The 17,404-nt window shown below is 66.1% G+C and carries 15 protein-coding genes and 1 pseudogene; 7 read left to right on the forward strand and 9 right to left on the reverse strand.

What is annotated here, in order from left to right:
* Positions 1-28: 28 nt before the first annotated feature.
* A complete protein-coding gene (locus ACPCXD_RS13475; RefSeq protein ID WP_423659911.1) occupies positions 29-2,416 on the reverse strand; it encodes an ATP-dependent DNA ligase in 2,388 nt (795 codons plus the stop codon).
* Positions 2,417-2,593: 177 nt separating this feature from the next.
* Between ACPCXD_RS13475 and ACPCXD_RS13480 the strand changes: the two are divergent.
* The 3 genes and pseudogenes from ACPCXD_RS13480 to ACPCXD_RS13490 all read left to right on the forward strand — a co-directional run.
* Positions 2,594-2,749: pseudogene (locus ACPCXD_RS13480) on the forward strand (GAF domain-containing protein); the annotation flags it as partial.
* A gap of 18 nt (positions 2,750-2,767) precedes the next feature.
* On the forward strand, positions 2,768-2,989 hold the full coding sequence (locus ACPCXD_RS13485; RefSeq protein WP_261380119.1) for an ANTAR domain-containing protein: 222 nt from the start codon (positions 2,768-2,770) through the stop codon (positions 2,987-2,989).
* Between the two features lie 7 nt (positions 2,990-2,996).
* Positions 2,997-3,326 carry a hypothetical protein gene (locus ACPCXD_RS13490; protein WP_160873827.1) on the forward strand — a complete coding sequence of 110 codons (330 nt, stop codon included), beginning with the start codon at positions 2,997-2,999 and terminating at the stop codon, positions 3,324-3,326.
* Positions 3,327-3,644: 318 nt separating this feature from the next.
* On the opposite strand, the gene ACPCXD_RS13495 is transcribed toward ACPCXD_RS13490, so the two are convergent.
* The 3 genes from ACPCXD_RS13495 to ACPCXD_RS13505 all read right to left on the reverse strand — a co-directional run bounded on the left by ACPCXD_RS13495 (position 3,645) and on the right by ACPCXD_RS13505 (position 6,635).
* Entirely contained in the window at positions 3,645-4,286 is a 642-nt protein-coding gene (locus ACPCXD_RS13495) for a helix-turn-helix domain-containing protein (protein ID WP_160873826.1), read from the reverse strand.
* A 32-nt stretch (positions 4,287-4,318) separates the two neighbouring features.
* Positions 4,319-4,519 (reverse strand): cold shock domain-containing protein, encoded by a 201-nt coding sequence (locus tag ACPCXD_RS13500; RefSeq protein WP_160873825.1) that lies wholly within the window; start codon positions 4,517-4,519, stop codon positions 4,319-4,321.
* Positions 4,520-4,832: 313 nt separating this feature from the next.
* Positions 4,833-6,635 carry a glycoside hydrolase family 15 protein gene (locus ACPCXD_RS13505; protein WP_423659914.1) on the reverse strand — a complete coding sequence of 601 codons (1,803 nt, stop codon included), beginning with the start codon at positions 6,633-6,635 and terminating at the stop codon, positions 4,833-4,835.
* 208 nt (positions 6,636-6,843) lie between these two features.
* On the opposite strand from ACPCXD_RS13505, the gene ACPCXD_RS13510 reads away from it, so the two are divergent.
* Positions 6,844-8,208 (forward strand): MFS transporter, encoded by a 1,365-nt coding sequence (locus ACPCXD_RS13510; RefSeq protein WP_258259715.1) that lies wholly within the window; start codon positions 6,844-6,846, stop codon positions 8,206-8,208.
* A gap of 395 nt (positions 8,209-8,603) precedes the next feature.
* Here ACPCXD_RS13510 and ACPCXD_RS13515 read toward each other — a convergent pair whose 3' ends face one another.
* Both ACPCXD_RS13515 and ACPCXD_RS13520 read right to left on the reverse strand, forming a co-directional pair.
* Complete coding sequence (locus ACPCXD_RS13515; RefSeq protein ID WP_037217018.1) at positions 8,604-8,906, reverse strand: SHOCT domain-containing protein; 303 nt, start codon at positions 8,904-8,906, stop codon at positions 8,604-8,606.
* Positions 8,907-8,938: 32 nt separating this feature from the next.
* Positions 8,939-9,388 carry a DUF6325 family protein gene (locus ACPCXD_RS13520; protein ID WP_033096760.1) on the reverse strand — a complete coding sequence of 150 codons (450 nt, stop codon included), beginning with the start codon at positions 9,386-9,388 and terminating at the stop codon, positions 8,939-8,941.
* A gap of 197 nt (positions 9,389-9,585) precedes the next feature.
* Between ACPCXD_RS13520 and ACPCXD_RS13525 the strand changes: the two genes are divergently transcribed.
* Positions 9,586-10,995 carry a hypothetical protein gene (locus ACPCXD_RS13525; protein WP_423659917.1) on the forward strand — a complete coding sequence of 470 codons (1,410 nt, stop codon included), beginning with the start codon at positions 9,586-9,588 and terminating at the stop codon, positions 10,993-10,995.
* Here ACPCXD_RS13525 and ACPCXD_RS13530 read toward each other — a convergent pair.
* Genes ACPCXD_RS13530 through ppk2 form a run of 3 tightly spaced genes read right to left on the reverse strand, consistent with a single transcriptional unit; the run spans position 10,980 to position 16,415 of the window.
* Positions 10,980-12,695: a SulP family inorganic anion transporter gene (locus ACPCXD_RS13530; RefSeq protein WP_423659919.1), complete on the reverse strand. Its 1,716-nt coding sequence runs from the start codon at positions 12,693-12,695 to the stop codon at positions 10,980-10,982. The two genes, ACPCXD_RS13525 and ACPCXD_RS13530, sit on opposite strands and share 16 nt — an antisense overlap.
* Before the next feature lie 9 nt (positions 12,696-12,704).
* Positions 12,705-15,485: a cation-translocating P-type ATPase gene (locus ACPCXD_RS13535; protein ID WP_423659921.1), complete on the reverse strand. Its 2,781-nt coding sequence runs from the start codon at positions 15,483-15,485 to the stop codon at positions 12,705-12,707.
* A gap of 30 nt (positions 15,486-15,515) precedes the next feature.
* Positions 15,516-16,415, reverse strand: a complete 900-nt coding sequence (gene ppk2 / locus ACPCXD_RS13540) for a polyphosphate kinase 2 (protein ID WP_088897774.1) — start codon at positions 16,413-16,415, stop codon at positions 15,516-15,518.
* 189 nt (positions 16,416-16,604) lie between these two features.
* Here ppk2 and ACPCXD_RS13545 point away from each other — a divergent pair, with 189 nt between their 5' ends.
* Positions 16,605-16,847: a three-helix bundle dimerization domain-containing protein gene (locus ACPCXD_RS13545; protein WP_145693435.1), complete on the forward strand. Its 243-nt coding sequence runs from the start codon at positions 16,605-16,607 to the stop codon at positions 16,845-16,847.
* Between the two features lie 3 nt (positions 16,848-16,850).
* Positions 16,851-17,375, forward strand: a complete 525-nt coding sequence (locus ACPCXD_RS13550; RefSeq protein WP_423659924.1) for a hypothetical protein — start codon at positions 16,851-16,853, stop codon at positions 17,373-17,375.
* Positions 17,376-17,404 lie beyond the last annotated feature (29 nt).

Raw genomic sequence — 17,404 nt, forward strand, 5'->3', positions numbered from 1 at the left:
TGCCCGATCACCCGACTTCGGACGAACGTTAGCAGTCAGTGCCTGTTTCCTCTTCTCGCACCACGCTCGACGCGTCCATGTCGTCGCGCAGACCACGCCAGCTCGCGTGCCGCACCCGGTCTCCTTCCGTCCATCCCCCGAACCGCACCTCCCCCACGAGTTCGGGCCGCAACCACACCGCATCGCGGCGTTCGGCGGCCGGCACCTCGTTCGCGAACGGGTTCGTGCGGCTCGTGTGCCCTTTCATAGCCTTCGCCACCGACAGGAGTGTCTCGTCGTCGAAACCGGTGCCGACCTTGCCGACGTACACGAACTCACCGTCGTCGTAGACGCCGAGCAGCAGGGAGCCGAAGGTCGAGGCACGGTTGCCCTTGCCGCGGCGGTATCCGCCGAGCACGACGGTCTGGGTGAGCCAGTTCTTCGACTTGATCCATCCGGCTCCGCGCTTGCCCGGCAGATACACGGAGTCCCGGCGCTTCGCGACCACGCCCTCCCAGTTCTTCGCTCTACTGCGTTCGAGGGCCTTCGAACCGTCACCCGGGAGCAGATCCGGGACGATCAGTCCGTCCGTCGCAGCGGCGAGCGCCTCGAGGACGCGTCGGCGATCGTCGTAGGTCTTGCGCAGCAGTGACACCCCGTCGAGATACAGCACGTCGAACACGCGGTACTCGTAGTTCACGCCGCGCTGCAGCATCGAGAAGCTCGTCACTCCGGAGCGGTCGACGGCGACGATCTCCCCGTCGAGCACCGCCGAGTGACCGTCGAGGATCGTCGCGAGTTCGACGAGCTTCCGGTAGTCGCCGGTGACATCGCGTCCGGATCTGCTGCGGAGCCTGACGGTGCCGTCCTCGATCTCCGCGACGGCGCGGTATCCGTCCCACTTGCCTTCGAAGGCCCAGTATTCGGCATCGAGACCCGAGACGTCACCCGGGGTCGCGAGCATGGGCGCGAGATCTCGCGGGAAGGCCTTGGACCCCGACGACCCGACGAGGGAGGCCGGATCGACATCGGACGCCGACTCGGTGCTCGGCGTCGACTGGTCCTTCATGCGGTGCGCCAGCCACTGGTTCTTCTCGGTGCGGATCAGCGCGTACCGTCCCTCGACCCTCTCGCCGTGGAACCGCACGATCACCTCGTCGTCCCGCCACTTCTCGGTGTCGTAGGTGCCGGTGTCCCACACGGTCATGCTGCCGGCGCCGTATTCGCCCTTCGGGATCGTCCCGTGGAAGGTCAGGTACTCGATCGGGTGGTCCTCGGTCCGGACCGCGAGATTGTTGCGCCCGGAGGTGTCCGGCAGGTTCTTCGGTACGGCCCACGAGGCCAGTACACCGTCGCGTTCGAGCCGCAGGTCGTAGTGCAGGCGACGCGCGTGGTGTTCCTGGATGACGAACCTGTTGCCGGGACCGTTCTCGGGGACACGGTCGGGTACCGGCTCCGGGGTGCGCGACGCGTCGCGCTTGCCGCGGTAGGTGTCCAGGGCGTCTCCCGACCCGGCCTTACCGCCGGACACGGCCTTGTCTCCGGACACCGCCTTGTCTCCGGATACGGCCTCGCCGAGGGGCGGGTCGAGACCGGCGAGCAGGTCCCCGAACTCGTCGATGCGGGCGAGGACGTCCCGGAACTGCAGTTGCCCGAGGTCGGGGTCGTCGAGTTCGTCCCAGCTGCGCGGCGCCGCCACCCACGGCTCGTCGCGACCGCGCAGCGAGTACGGCGCGACCGTCGTCTTGGAACTGTTGTTCTGGCTCCAGTCGACGAAGACCTTCCCCTCGCGCGCCGATTTCGCCATCGTCGCGGTCACCAGGTCGGGAAGGGTGGTCTCGAGATTGCGCGCGACCTGCTTCGCGACCTTCGACGCCCCCGACGACGACAGCATCCGATCGAGCGGGACGTACAGGTGGATGCCCTTGCTGCCGCTGGTGACCGGGTAGGCCGACCACCCGAGTTCGGCGACGGTGTCGCGCACGTGGCGGGCGACCTCCGCGCACTCGGCCAGGCCCACGCCGGGCCCCGGGTCGAGGTCGAAGACGATGCGGGTCGCGGGTCCTGCCTTCTCTCCGTCGAAACGCCACTGGTGCACGTGGAGTTCGAGGGCGGCCTGTTGCCCGAGCCAGACGAGCCCGGCGGCGGAATCGAACAGCGGGTAGGTGACCCGCCGGTCCTTGTGGTGCAGGGTGCGACGGTCGAGCCAGGCCGGTGCGTGGTCGGGAAGGTTCTTCTCGAAGAAGGACTGTTCGCCGACACCGTTCGGCCACCGATTACGGGTCGCTGCCCGGCCGACGATGTGGGGAAGCATCGCCTCGGCGACGGCTTCGTAGTACTCGACGACCTCACCCTTCGTCGTCCCGGTACTCGGATACAGCACCTTGTCGAGGTTGGTCAGGGTGATGCGGTGACCGTCGATCGTCCGGGTCGGCATACTCCGGATTCTGCCAATTCGGACGCGTTCGGGTGCGGTGTCGAAGGGTGGCGATCGGGACTGCACGTCCGTGGACGCCGAAGCTTCGGAAAGAGGTAGGTTCGGGAGCATCGGTGGTGCACGACCGCGATGCGGCGGGGAGGTGGGGCATGACGGGGTCACCGCTGGCCGGAGTGGTCCGCTCGCGCGGCGGAGGCGGGGATGTGCGCGTCGCTCAGCATTCCCCTGCAGTACGCGGGACGGACCCTGGGCGCGCTGAAGGTGTATTCCACGCGCCCCCATGTCTATACAGCAGACAGTGAGGACATCCTGGGACGTTTCGCCGACCAGGCGGCGATCCTGCTGGCGAACATGCACACCCTGTCGGAAGCCGAAGCGCTCGAGGAGCGGTTGCTGCAGGCTCTACGCGACCGCGACCTGATCGCCACCGCCAAAGGAATCGTGATGCTGCGCGAGAACCTCGATGCCGATCGTGCCGTGCAGCGACTGCTGGAGTTGTCCTCGCAACGACGCATCGCCGTACGGGAGGTGGCAGCTGAGATAGTCGCGTCGACCCACACCGAGACGGTCTGACGCCGCGATGAACTACCTTCCCGACGGCGAGCATCGCCGGCAACTCCTCGCTGCACTCCGCGCTTCCGAGCTCGGTGTCGAGGAGTTGTGGCTCCGCTACTTCGCCCTCGGCGGCGAGGTGGGGAAGGTGGAGATCGAGGCGTATCTCAACGGTTTGCTTCCCCTCTCCCGTGTGCAGCACGATCTGATCGCCCACGCGATCAACGAACGCCTCGACGAGATCGCGCCACCCCGTGCGCCCTATGCAGCCGAACTCCCCGCGTCCCTCCCCGAAGTGGACGACGGCGACGACGATCCCGGCGAATCACGAGGAACGGGGCCGGATTCCGACCGCTGAAGTGATGACGCCCGCGCGCCGAACGACCTGCGGCGCGCCGAAACCCTGCCACCCGAGCAGGGGAAATGGGCGACAGGGTTCGGCATCGCCCGAGTGGCCTACCTCTGATCCACCCGGCGCCGGCAATCGTCCGTGCAGGGGGGTGACAGGCGATCACCGATGTCCTGAGCATACGCCGAAATGCCTTCACCGGGACCGATTGTGCGTACTCGAGCCACTGCCGACGGGGCAGATCGACATATCCGACCCCCTGCGTCGGAAGTCTCGCGCCCCGCCGGCAGAGTCGACAGCGAACGCATGGTTCGCTTCCGGTGCAGTCTATTCGTTTTCTGCAGGATCGGCAGTAGTTCGATCGGACCACAGCCTGCCCGACCGGGTCACACGAGGCGTCCGGCCGTAGACGGACCGGTACTGCGTCGCGAATCGTCCGGGCGAGGAGAAGCCCCACCGTGCAGCGATCGACGCGACCGTCTCGCGGTTCGGGTCGGCGGCCTGCAGATCCCGGTGAGCTCGCGCGAGCCGTACGGACCGCAGGTATTGCATGGGCGTCGTCCGGTGATGACGCACGAAGTCGTACTGCAGGGCACGGCGACCGATTCCGGCGGCAGCCGCGATGTCCGCCAGTCTGATCGGACGTGCTGCTTCGGACTCGATGAACGCGACGGCCTTCCGCAATGCCGAGGGTGTCGATGCGGTCTCCAGGGCCTCCCTGATGGAAGGTGGTTCACTCGCCCGATCGGACGTGAGCACGTCCTCTGCCAACTGCACCATCGGCACATCGGCGCGACGGGACGCCTGGACCAGTGTCTCCTTCGCCTGTTCGGCATCGAGTCCGTACCGCTCCATCAGCACGCCCGTGGCCCGCTCGATCGCGGCCCGCGAGGCCCACACCTGCTCCTCGGTCGGAACCGCGGCAGGAAGGTGGGCCCCCTCCGCCCATTCGTTCGTCCGCGTGCCCATCACCCGATCACACCATCCGAACGTCCTGCATGTCAGCACACCTGCACGTTGACCGCTTGTCGTCCGAAGATCCCGTAACCGATCTCGAATCGGACCCGTTGACCCCCGGTCAGGAAGCGGTAGCCGCTTCCATCGATCTGTGAGTAGTGCACCAGGATCTCCGTACCGTCGTCGTCACGGATGAACCCGTGCCCCAGACCGGCGTCGAACCACAGCACAACACCGTTTTCCATCTTGTTCCCCTGCCACCGTTCGCGAATGTCCCCGACGGAGCAAGCGACGCGGAAGCGTATCCCCTGCGCTCCCGACAGCCCTCTGCACCTGCCATTGAAACGTGCTCGGCGGGTCCGGGGAAGTGTCCACGCCGAATCGGTGACATTCGTACGATTTCTACCGATTTCGCGGCGTGCCAATGTAGTTCGTTCGATGGACAGACACCGACGATCGCGGGGGCGTATCCGGGCTGCGGGTACCGACAGGATACATACAGCACGCACGCTTGTGTGCGAAGAGCTTACGGACACATGACATTCGGATGACGTCGGGTCATACGGCCGGTGCTCCGTCGACCGGATCCACTGCCTGTGCCCGTTCGGCGACGGTGATCGCACAGGCCGCGCCGACGAGGGTGAGGTGACTGAATGCCTGGGGGAAGTTGCCGACCTGCCGTCCCGCCTGCACGTCGTACTCCTCGGCGAGCAGTCCGAGATCGTTGGTGAGTCCGAGCAACCGCTCGAACAATGCGCGGGCCTCGTCGACCCGGCCGTTGAGCGCCAACGCGCTCACCAACCAGAACGAGCAGGCCAGGAACTGACCTTCGTCTCCCGGAAGCCCGTCGTCGGTGTGCGTCGTGGAATACCTGGATACGAAGCCGTCGCGACCGAGTTCGTTCCGGATCGCGTCGATCGTGGAGGTGACCCGGTCGTCGGTCGGAGGCAGGAAGCCGACGAGCGGGATGAGCAGCACGCTGGCATCGAGTTCCGCGGAACCGTAGTACTGCGTGAACGTGCCGCGGACCGGGTCGTATCCACGTTCGCAGATCTCGTCGTGGATCTCGTCGCGGGTCCGCTTCCACCGTTCGAGAGGAGCGTCGAGCCCGAACCCCTCCGCGAGCCGGACGGCACGATCGAAGACGACCCAGGCCATCACCTTGGATTGTGTGAAATCCCGGCGGGGACCACGTGTTTCCCAGATCCCGTCGTCGGGTTCCCGCCAGATCCTCTCGACGTGCTCGATCACCGCCTGCCATCGGGGCCACATTCGCGCCTCGATCCTGCCGAGCGCCTCGGCCCCCTTGTACGCCACGCTGAGGACTTCGCCGTACACATCGAGTTGGAACTGTTCGGCAGCGGCGTTACCGACCCGCACAGGTGCCGACCCTTCGTAACCGGGCAGATGATCCACCTCGAACTCGGTCAGCCGGCGTTCGCCCCTGATCCCGTACATGATCTGGATATCGGCCGGATCACCCGTTCCCACCCGGAGCAGGAAGTCACGGAAGGCCAGGGCCTCGCCGGTGTATCCGCCGGCGAGCAGCGCCTCGAGTGCCAGCACCGAGTCGCGCAGCCAGCAGTATCTGTAGTCCCAATTGCGTACCCCGCCGAGAGCTTCGGGCAGGGAGGTGGTCGGGGCCGCCACGATCGCGCCGGTCGTCTCGTCGGTCATCCCTTCGAGGACGATCAGAGACCGGATCACCTCGTCGCGATACGCCCCCTTGTAGGTGCACCGACCGGTCCACTCGCGCCACCACTCCACGGTGCGCGCGAGCGCGGATTCGGCATCCTCGACGACGGGGGCCGGTTCGAAGGATGCGTACCGGTCCAGAGCGAATCGGTATCGGCCGCTCTCCACGGCGACGAACTCGGATTCGACGGTCCCGGCACGGATCTCCAACGGCACCGTCGTGCACAGATGGAAGGCATCCGGGCCGGCCGTCGCGACGGCACCGTCGGCCACCGCCTCGACCCATGGAGTGACGGCCGCATAGTCGGGACGCAAGGACAGATGCATCCGCATCGGCACCCGACCGCGCAGACCCTGGACGATGCGGACCAACCGAGGCGGACCCGACCCCCGGCGAGGCATGAAGTCGATCAGGCGGACGGCACCGTCCGCGGTCTCGAAATCGGTCTCGAGCACCAGGGTGCCGTCGACGTAGCGGCGGTTCACCGCCACGGGTTCCGCCTCGGGCGCGACGAGCCAGCGTCCGTGCTCCGGGCCGCCGAGCAGGGCCGCGAAACACGATCCGGAGTCGAAGGCGGGCATGCACAGCCAGTCGATCGAACCGTTCCGGCCGACGAGCGCGGAGGTCTGCAGGTCACCGATGAAGCCGTAGTCCTCGAGAAGCATGGCGGTACCCCCGCGAGAAGAGGAGTCGAGTCCTTCGATCCTCCTCTGGTCTCGGATGCGAGGTCAAGGTCACGGTTTCGACTCGTCGACGCCACTGTGCACCACCGCGGTGGATCATGACGTGCAGAGTTTCGGCGACGTCCTTCGCGACGGGAAGTACGAGATGACCGACAATCCGGTGGCGAGACCGTCCGCCCCCATCCGGCGAATGTTGCTTCCACTCGCCCTCGCTCAGTTCATCTGCAGTTTCGCAGGTTCGAACATGAACGTGATGATCAACGACATCAGCGTCGATCTGGACACCACGGTGCAGGGTGTCCAGACCGCGATCACCGTGTTCCTTCTGGTCATGGCGGCGTTCATGATTCCGGGTGGGAAGCTGACGGATCGATGGGGCCGCAAGCGATGCTTCGTCGCCGGGCTCGTCCTGTACGGCGTGGGAGCCCTCCTGAGTGCGGCAGCACCGGGTCTGGGAATCCTGATCCTGGGCAACTCGATCTTCGAAGGAATCGGCACCGCACTGCTGATCCCACCCGTCTACATCCTCACGACGATGCTCTTCACCGACATGAAGTCCCGGGCACGGGCCTTCGGCGTGATCACCGGTATGGGTGGGATCGGCGCCGCGGCGGGGCCGTTGATCGGTGGATTGATCACCACCGCGATCGACTGGCGGGCTGCCTTCGTCTTCCAGGCACTGATCGTCGCCGCCATCGTCGTTCTGAGCAGAGGACTCGAGGATCCCCTTCCCCCGGATCCGACCACCCCCTTCGACGGGATCGGTGCCGTCCTGTCCGCCGCAGGTCTCGTCTGCGTCGTCATGGGGATTCTCCAGGCGGACAACGCGCTTGCGGTGTCCGTCGGCCTCATCGGCATCGGAGTCCTGCTCATCGTGGGGTTCTTCCTGCACGTACGACGCTTCGAACGGTCCGGCAGAGTGCCACTGCTGTCGACCGGCCTGTTCCGCAATCGCACGTCGAATCTCGCGCTCGTCACCCAGAACATCCAGTGGCTGCTATTGATGGGTGTCGCGTTCGTCGTCTCGGCATTCCTGCAAGTGGTCCGCGGCTACAACGCGATCGAGACGGGCGTCATCTTCACCGCCGCGACCGCCGGTATCCTCGGTTCCTCGCTGCTGGCCGAACGGTTGGCCGCCCGGCATTCACAACGCTCCCTCATCATGAGCGGCTTCGTCGTCACCCTCGCCGGTATCGTGGTTCTGCTCCTGCTGGTGCGTGCATGGACCAGCGCATGGGCGTTCGCCCCGGGTCTGTTGCTCATCGGCGTCGGACTGGGTGCGATGCTCACTCCCTCCGTCAACGTCGTGCAGTCGGCGTTCCCGGAGGAACAGCAGGGTGAGATCTCGGGCCTGTCGCGCTGCGTGTCCAATCTGGGTTCGTCCCTGGGCACCGCCGTGGCAGGTACCGTCCTCGTCGTCGGCCTCGCCACCCCGGACCGTTCGTATGCGGCCGCGATGATCGTGCTGGCGTGTATCGGGCTCGTCGGACTCGTTGCGTCCGCACTCCTTCCCTCGAGCTCGAGTGCAGCGCCTTCCGCATCCGGAGCACGGTGACGACTGCATCGGAAAGGAAAGTCGGAGACGTACCGGACGAAACATGCTCTCCGTCAACCGGTGCAGTGCGTCCTCGGTACGGCATCATGTCGACGGCGGCCGAGTCGACGGTGACCGGGTCGACGGTGACCGTGGGGACGACCAGTTCTCCGGCTCGACCTCCCCGACGTCCACGTCGTGCCCGAAGAGCTCACGGGCGAGCGCACGCGCACGATCCTGTACCTCCGCCGAGGTGAGTTCGTCCGCGAGCACCAACGACAGCCTCGCCAGACGGTCGGCCGGCTCGCCGATCCGGTGTACCGTGCACCTCCAGTCGCCCACGAGCCCGGTCCCATCGCATCGATCGTCGCGCCGGAACGGTCGTAGCCATTCGCACCGGATGCCGCACTCGTATTTCAGGATCCGAGAATTCGCGCCTTCTCCCTCTCGAACTCGGCCTCGGTGAGCACGCCCTGCGCCTTCAGTTCGGCGAGGTCCTTCAGCGCGGCGATGCGATCCGTTCCACCCGGAGGTGGGGCGGCCGGAGGAGGCGTGGGCACGGGTTCGGGTTCGGGCGCGTACTGCGCCGGACGACCGTAGACGGCCTGCCCCTGCGATGCCCATCGCTCTCCCTGTCGACGGGAGACGCGATTGGAGACGGCCGTCGCCGTCCCCGCTACCACTGCGGTGCGAGCCACCCCGCGGAGTAATCCTGGCATGTCGATCTCCTCATGTATCTCGTTCGCTCGAATCACATTTCGACGTCGAGCTTCTCCAGCGAAGCCAGGATGCTCTGGACCGGGATACGCCCGGATGCGACGAGTTCGGCGCCGTTGCGACGCAGTGCCCGCGCCAGCGGAGCAGCCCAGGTGTTCTCGTAGACGAGCACGGCCGCCGAGCAGCCCGGCTCGAGCGCAGCCCCCGCTTCGTCGAAGTCGGTGTCGCCGAGCAGGCCCGAAGACGCCTCCGCGAACAACGTCACGTCGACTTCTCCCTCGAGTCCGACCTCGGAGATGTCGATCCCGGTGACCGAACCGTCGGTGTCCTTGCGGACGAACGCGAGATCGAGCACCCGGATGATGCCTCGCTCGACGAGGTCGAGCAGCAGCGGTAGCGCAGAGCCGTTCGGTGGTCGGTCGGCAGGGAATTCGATGACGAGATAGTCGACCGGGCCCATCTCGTCGATATCCGAATCGGTCACCTGGAGCCTCGTTTCGATGAAAGATCGTTCACGGAAGCCGGGAGCCGACTTCCGTCGGTGTCGTCGAGAACAGATCCCCCTCCCGTCGAGTATGACCGCCCGACGGCCACTTCTGAAGCGAATACGGTTCGAATTCCTGCCGGAGCGATCCGCGGCGGCGCATACTGGATCCGGCCCCGAAAGGGGGCGATGCAGGGATGACCACGAACATCGGCGCGGGCGGTGACGAGCCCCGACCGGGCCGGCTGGACGACGACGAACGCGCCGAACTCGATCGGTTGCGTGCGGAGGTCGCCACGCTTCGGGAGCGAGCCGCCGTCGGGGGCGAGCCCGCTCCCGAGCCGCGGCCCGCGAGACACGGATGGCGCTGGGCTGCGGTTGCGCTGCTCACCGTGCTGGTCGCGGTTCTGGCCGTCCTCTCGGTCACCGCACGGTTCGTGCGCAGCGAGATCCTCGACACCGACCGGTACGTGACCACCGTCGCCCCACTGGGCTCGAATCCCGCCATCCAGACACAGATCGCGAATTCCGTCACCGACGAGATCTTCACGCGCGTCGACGTCGAAGGACTGACGACCGATGCTCTCGTTGCTCTCACCGATGCCGTTCCGGCCACGGAGAACGCGCCGCGCGTCGACCGCGCCGTCGAGGGACTGGCACCGGTGATCACCGGGCAGGCACGGAACTTCGTCAACGAGACGGTGCTGTCGCTCGTGCAGAGCGAGCAGTTCGAGGACCTGTGGATCCAGGCCCACCGCGCCGCCCACAACGCATTGGTCGCGGTCGTGACCGGGAACGTCGGACCGTCATCGGTGACGGTCGACGATTCGGGCACGGTGAGCATCTCGCTCGGCACGGTGATCGACAACGTGAAGGGGCGTCTTCTCGACCGCGGTTTCACGTTCGCCGAGAAGATCCCGAGCGTCGACAAGCAGTTGGTCCTGTTCCGATCACCGGAACTCGTCCGGGCGCAGCGGGCCGTGAACACTCTCGACAACGTTTCGGATGTGCTGCCCTGGATCACCCTCGCCGCTGCTGCCGGCGCAGTTGCCGTCGCGCCGCCCGGCCGTCGCCTACGCGCACTCGCCTTCGTGGGCCTCGCCCTGGTGGTGGGAATGTTCGTTCTGGCGGTCGTGCTCATCATCGCTCGATCGCTGTATCTCGACGATGTCCCGCCCGACGTCCTGTCGCCGGACGCGGCGGCCGCCATCATCGACGCGGTGCTGGTGCCGTTGCGGACCAGCCTTCGGGCGGTCGCGGTGCTCGGACTGGTGATCGCTCTCGGTGCCTACCTCACCGGTGGCTCGTCCTCCGCCCTGACGGTCCGTCGCGGATTCGGCCGCGGTCTCGATGCCGTCCAGCGGCTACGTCGGCCTCGCCCGCCGAATGCGTTCGAAGAAGCGGCCTTCCGTGCCCGCGTCGCAATCCGGACGGTCGTCATCGGAGTGGCTGCACTGCTCGTGATGTTCTGGCGTTACCCCACCGGGCTGGTGGTTGCGTTCATCGTGCTGGGTGCGGTTCTGGCGCTGCTCGTCCTGGAACTGGTGATCAGGCCGGCCCGCACGCCGGAGGACCGGCCGACGACCGAGGATCAACCGACGACCTGATCGTTGCCGCGACCGGTCCTGCCGATGAAGGCGTCCACCGCGTCCTCGAGGGTGGGATGGAACCGGCTCGGGTCGAATCTGTCGCCCACCCCGAATCTGATGAGCCGGTCCTTGATCGGCCCTTTCATCTCGGCGAACACGAGGCGGATGCCGTTGCCTTCCAGATAGGTGTCGAGGTCGACGAGCTCGTCGACGGCGGTCGTGTCCAGTCCCGTGATCGGTTCGGCCGCGATGACCACCCATTCGACAGGCGCTTCGGTTCGGGCCACCACCGACCGCACGTACTGATCGAAGATCTCCCCGTTGGCGAAGAACAGCGGGGCGTCGAACCGGACGATCACCAGACCCGGGATACGACTGCCCTCGGGATGACGTTCTACGTCGTGGAATCCCGGACGATCGGCGGTCCGCACGAGCTCGGTGCGATACGGCTGCCAGGCGCGCGCGACCACCGAGACGAAGGACAGACCGATCGCGACGAGGATGCCCTGCAGCACGCCCACCAGAGCGACCCCGAGGAAGGCCGCGACGGCCAGCCCGAACTCGACCGTGCTCATCTGCCACATCCGGACCATTCCCCGGACGTCCACCAGTGCGGTGGCGGCGACGATCACCACGGCGCCGAGCGTCGCATCGGGTAGATAGGTGGTCAACCCCGGAGCGACGAGAACGAAGACGAGAACGGCGACCGCTCCCACAACGCACGCGAATTGGGTTCGCGCGCCGCTCTGCTCGGCAACCGGTGTCCGGGATCCGCTCGCCGAGATCGGGAACCCTCCGAACAGTCCCCCGGCGATGTTGGCTACGCCCACCGCTTTCATCTCCGTGCTCCCGTTCACGTTCTCGCCTCGTCGCGCGGCGAAGGTGCGGGAGAGCACTCCGGTGTCGGCGAAGGCGATCAGCGCGATGCCGGCTGCCGGTCCGACGAGCCGGGCCACGTCCGACCACTCGACACCGCCGAACGACGGGAGCGGAAGTCCGTCGGGTAGCGCACCGACCATCCCTATGTCGTCGGTGAGATCGAGTGCGGCAGAGGCGATGATGGCTGCGACGACCGCGACCAGGACTCCCGGGATCCGTGGCAACCACAAGCGGAAGCCCACGATGACCGCGAGGGAGGCGAGCCCGATAACCGCTGCGACGGGGTCGATCCCACCGTTCACGACGGTCTCTGCGATCTCCCGGATCTCTCCGAGGAGACCGGGCGCGTCGACCGAGAAGCCCAGCAGTTTCGGAAGCTGTCCGACGATGACGACGAGGGCGATGGCGTTCAGGTAACCCAGCCGGATCGGTTTGGACAGCAGTTCGGTGACGAAGCCGAGGCGCAGGAAACCTCCGACGAGCAGGATCACGCCGACGAGTACGCCGAGTACCCCGGCGAAGACCAGCGCGCTCTCCGGATCGTCCGCAACGGCGAGCGGAAGGACGGCCGCAGCGATGAGCGGAGCGAGCGAGGAATCCGGGCCCAGGACGAGGATCTTCGACGGGCCGACCACCGCATAGGCCAGGAGCGGAACGATGGTCGCATAGAGCCCGGCATAGGCGGGCAATCCGGCCGCTTCGGCGTAACCCATCCCGGCCGGAATGAGCAGCGCGGTGAGCACGAGGCCGGCAGTGATGTCCGGTCTCAACCATTCACGGCGGTAGGCACGAGCCGTGGCGATTCCGGGTAGCGCCCCCGGCCCCTCGATCCGCGGCATGACCCCGCCTCAGTGGGCCCGCGCAGGAGCAACCGCCGCAGGCGCGGGAATCGACAGGTCCGGCGAGCGTCGGCGACGTCGAACCGCCTTCTCCGCTTCCACCACGACCGGAATGATCACCGACCAGCCGATACAGACCAGCCATTGAGCACCCGTCAGCGACGTCGTCATGAGGAGGTCCTGAAGGAATCCCAACTCCACGGCGAACACCGTGACCACCACCGGAATCGCCAGGATCCGGACGGCGCCCACGATCGGCGCGGAGAATCCGGATTCCGGATCGCGTCGCATGGACAGTCCTGCGAGAACGGATCCGAACGACAATACGACGAACGCGGTCGTCATCGCCACGGTCGGCTCCGTCGTGCTCATCCCACCGGGAGCGAGGAGCATCGCCGCGAGTGCGACGGCGAACTGAAGGGTTCCGTAGAACGACCACTGCACGAAGGCTGCCCTGTTGGCGATCGGTGTGTTCGGGTCGCGAGGCGGTTTGCTCATCAGATCCGGCGAGGGCGGGTCGAGCATGATGACGGCCACCGGGAACAACGTGATGAAGAAGTGCTGGAACAGCACCATCAACGGGGTCAGGGCGACGCCGTCGTTGATGTCGAAGATGCTCGCGACGAGGAAGAGCAGGACGAGCGACAACAGCTTCGACATCTGGTACCGGATGTAGGACACGATCTTCTCGTAGATGTTGCGTCCCAGGCGTATCGCAGTGACCAGCGTCCCGAAGTTGTCGTCGGTCAGCACGATTCTTCCGGCCTGCTTCGTCACTTCGCTGCCCGACCCCATCGCAACTCCGATGTCGGCCTTCTTCAGAGCTGCGGCGTCGTTGACGGCGTCCCCGGTCATCGCGACGACCGCACCGCCCTTCTGCATGAGATCGACGAGTCGGAGTTTGTCCTGGGGAGTGACCCGACCGAACACGTGCAGGTTAGGAAGTTCTGCCGCCAGAGCCTCGTCGGGCATCGCACGAAGGTCGGGTCCGCTGACGACGCCCGGTCCGAGACCGAGCTCGGCGCCGATCGCGGAGGCGGTGATCGCATGATCGCCGGTGATCATGCGGACATCGATACCTGCCGCGTGCGCGGTGCGCACCGCCTCGATCGCTTCGGGCCGAAGCGGATCGATGATGCCGACCATCCCGACGAAGGTGAGATCGTCCACGAACGACATCGGATCGATCCGCACCGCTTCCTCCTGCCCGTCGACGAGACGGGCCGCGAACGCCAGGACCCGCAGTCCCTTCTCGGACAGGGCTCGGTTCGCCGCGAGGATGTCGTCACGAACCTCGTCGAGCGGAACCGCTCGTCGTCCAGGGCGAAAGGCGCTGCCGCACTGCGCGAGAACCACGTCCGGGGCGCCTTTGACGAGCTCGACGAACCGTGTGGCACCGTCGACCGGCAGGTGATGGAACGTCGCCATGAACTTGTACGCCGAGTCGAACGGCACTTCGGCGACGCGGGGATACGACCGGCGGGTGAGCGGGGCGTCGATGCCGAGTTTGGCGGCCAGCACGACCAGAGCCGCCTCGGTGGGATCTCCGACAACCACTCCGCTGTCGGACACCGTGGCATCGCTGTCGAGGCACAATCCGTATGCGAGAAGAGTGAAATCGGGCAGCTCGTCGCCGGCGGCACGCGTGATCCGCCCGGTCTTGCTGTATCCCTCACCGTCCACGGTGTACCACCGGGTGTGGAAGTACAACGAGCGCACGGTCATCTGGTTCATCGTGAGCGTACCGGTCTTGTCCGAGTTGACCGCGTTCGTGGCACCGAGGGTCTCGACATCGGAAAGGTTCTTGACGACGGCCTTCGCTTCGGCGAGCTGCCGGGCACCGAAAGCGAGCATCGCCTGCACGAAGGTCGGCAGTCCGGTCGGGATCGCCGACACCCCCATGGCGATGCCCAGCAACAGCACCGTGGTCAGATCCTGCCCACGGATCACGCCGATGACGACGATGACGGCAACCGCGGTCCAGGCGATGACGCCGAGCAGCCGGGTCAGCGAGTCGAGTTCGCGTTGCAACGGTGACTTGCTCGGAGCAACGGCCGAGAGCATCGACGCGATCCGGCCCATTTCGGTGTCCATGCCCGTTTCCGTCACCACCATCCTGGCGGTACCACGAGTGACGGATGTGTTCTGGAACAGCATGTCGGAGCGATCGCCCAGGGGCACGTCACCGACGGGAAGGGTCGCGGGGTCCTTCGGAACGGGTGCACTTTCTCCGGTGAGCGCTGCTTCCTGCGTCTCGAGCGTCGCCGACGTGATCACACGTCCGTCCGCGGGCACGAGGTCGCCGGCTTCGAGTTGCACGATGTCGCCGGGCACCAGGTCGGTGGCCCCGATCTCGCTCAACACTCCGTCGCGGATCGTTCGCGCCTGCGGAGTCTGCATTCTCGCGAGGGCGTCCACGCTCGCACGGGCCTTCACTTCCTGCCGCGTGCCCAGCACCACATTGAGTGCGACCAGGACGACGACGACGAGTGCGGTGGAGATCTCCCCGATCACGATGCTGACCACCGTCACGGCGATCAACATCAGGTTCATCGGATCCCGTACCTGCCGCAGTGCGATCGTCCACGTGGACGGTGCGGGTTCGGACACGATCGTATTGGGTCCGAAGCGTCGGCGACGTTCGTCCGCCTCTGCCGTGGTGAGACCGGATCGTTCGTCGGAGGACAGCGCTGCGATCACGTCGGCGGCGTCGGTGGCATACCAGGACGGTTCTTCCCGATCGGGGACGAAATGCTTCGCTCGGTCCGGTCCGGATCTCGTAGTGGCCATCGCGGTTCGTCCTTCCCTACCGGAAGAGCCTCAGTAGAGCGTGGGTATCCAGTGAAGAGGCTGGGTCGGTGCCGTGTACCCATCGGCGTCCTGCCGCTGCGGCAGAACCAGATCGGGGCGCTCGAGCGGCTCGTAGGGGATCCGGTCGAGCAGATGGGCGATGACGTTGAGACGACCACGTTTCTTGTCGTCGTTGTCGACGACATACCAGGGAGCCCAACCGGTATCGGTGAAGTGGAACATCTCGTCCCGTGCCCGGGAGTAGTCGTACCAGCGTGTGTACGACTCCAGATCCAGATTCGACAGCTTCCAGGTCTTGCGAGGATCGTCGATGCGACTCTGCAAGCGCAGCGTCTGTTGCTCCGGGCTCACTTCCAGCCAGTACTTCAGAAGGATGATGCCGGAGTCCACGATCGCGCGTTCGACCGTCGGGATCATCTGGAGGAAATGCTGTGCCTCCTCCTCCGTGCAGAAGTTCATCACTCGTTCGACGCCGGCGCGGTTGTACCAACTGCGATCGAAGATCACGACCTCACCTCCGGCCGGCAGGTGGGGTACGTAGCGCTGGATGTACATCTGAGACCGTTCACGCTCCGTGGGTGCGGGCAACGCGACGACGCGGAAGACCCTGGGACTCACTCGTTCCGTGATCGCCTTGATGACACCACCCTTACCTGCGGTGTCGCGACCCTCGAACAGGATGCAGATACGAACTCCGGACGATCTCACCCATTCCTGCACGGCGACGAGTTCGGCGTGCAACGGACGGAGCAGGCGACGGTACTCCTTGTTCTTCATGGGTTCGCGGACCGGCGATGCGCCCTGCTGCGGTGGACCGGGGGGACGAAGAGCGCCGGAATCGGAACGCGCGGTGAGCGACTTCTCCGGCGATCTCTTCCGGTGCTTCTCGTGCCCCGTCTTGTGTCCCACGGTTCTCCCTCGAACGTTCACCCATTGTCCGCCTCCGACCCCGCGTTCGTGGGAGAACGATCGGTTCGGAGCGATGAATGCGGACCGGCCACCACGTGCCGCAGGTGTTGCCGAATCGTGCCCGGAAACGGTGCATCCGATGCCGTTTCGAGCCTTGACGTATCTCGGGGCCGACGTCACGCTTGGCCGATGAGCGGTGACGACGAGTTCCGTCAGATCCAGCAGGTGATCGAACGCCTGATCGTTCGATATCCGCTCGTTCCTCCCGACGACATCGCACGTGCGGTGCACGGCGTCTATCGCCGATTCGCCACGAGCAGGGTCCGAGACTTCGTTCCGCTCCTCGTCGAGAAGGCGGTGAAACGTGAACTCTCCGAACCTACGACTCTCGATTCCGTTCTTCCGCCCGCGATTCCGGATATCGGAAGGTAGGACGTGAGCAAGCACGAGCACGACATGCTGCTTGTGAGCGCTGCAGCATACGACCGCGTCGACGATGCCGTGGCCGACTTCGATCGCCTCGAACGCCTCCACCGCGAGGTGCGTCCGTTCCACGACTTCGACGCGTCCGTCATCGTCAAGGACGAGAACGGGAAGGTCCGCGTCGTCGAGAAGCACGAGCACCACACCCGTCACGGCGCGGCGATCGGTCTCGGCTGGGGTCTGGCCGCGGGAGTGGTGGCCGCACTCTTCCCGCCGGTGGGCATCGGCCTCGTCGGCACCACGGCCGGCGGAACGGCGCTCGGTGCACTGCTCGGACATGCCGGTGACCGAATGGGACGCGCCGACGTCGACGAACTCGGCGAGACCCTCGAAGCGGGACAGGCCGGCGTCGTCGCAGTGTACGACGTCGACCTCGCCGACCGGGTCGCCGACGAGATGAGATCGGCCCGCCGGATCGTCTCCAGGACCACCGGGATCGCCATCGCCGACCTTCGCGGCACCGACCGGAATCCCTGACCGTACCGACGGAAATAACCCTGTACGAA

The organism is Rhodococcus sp. AB351 (assembly GCF_049538275.1).
GTDB lineage: Bacteria > Actinomycetota > Actinomycetes > Mycobacteriales > Mycobacteriaceae > Rhodococcus.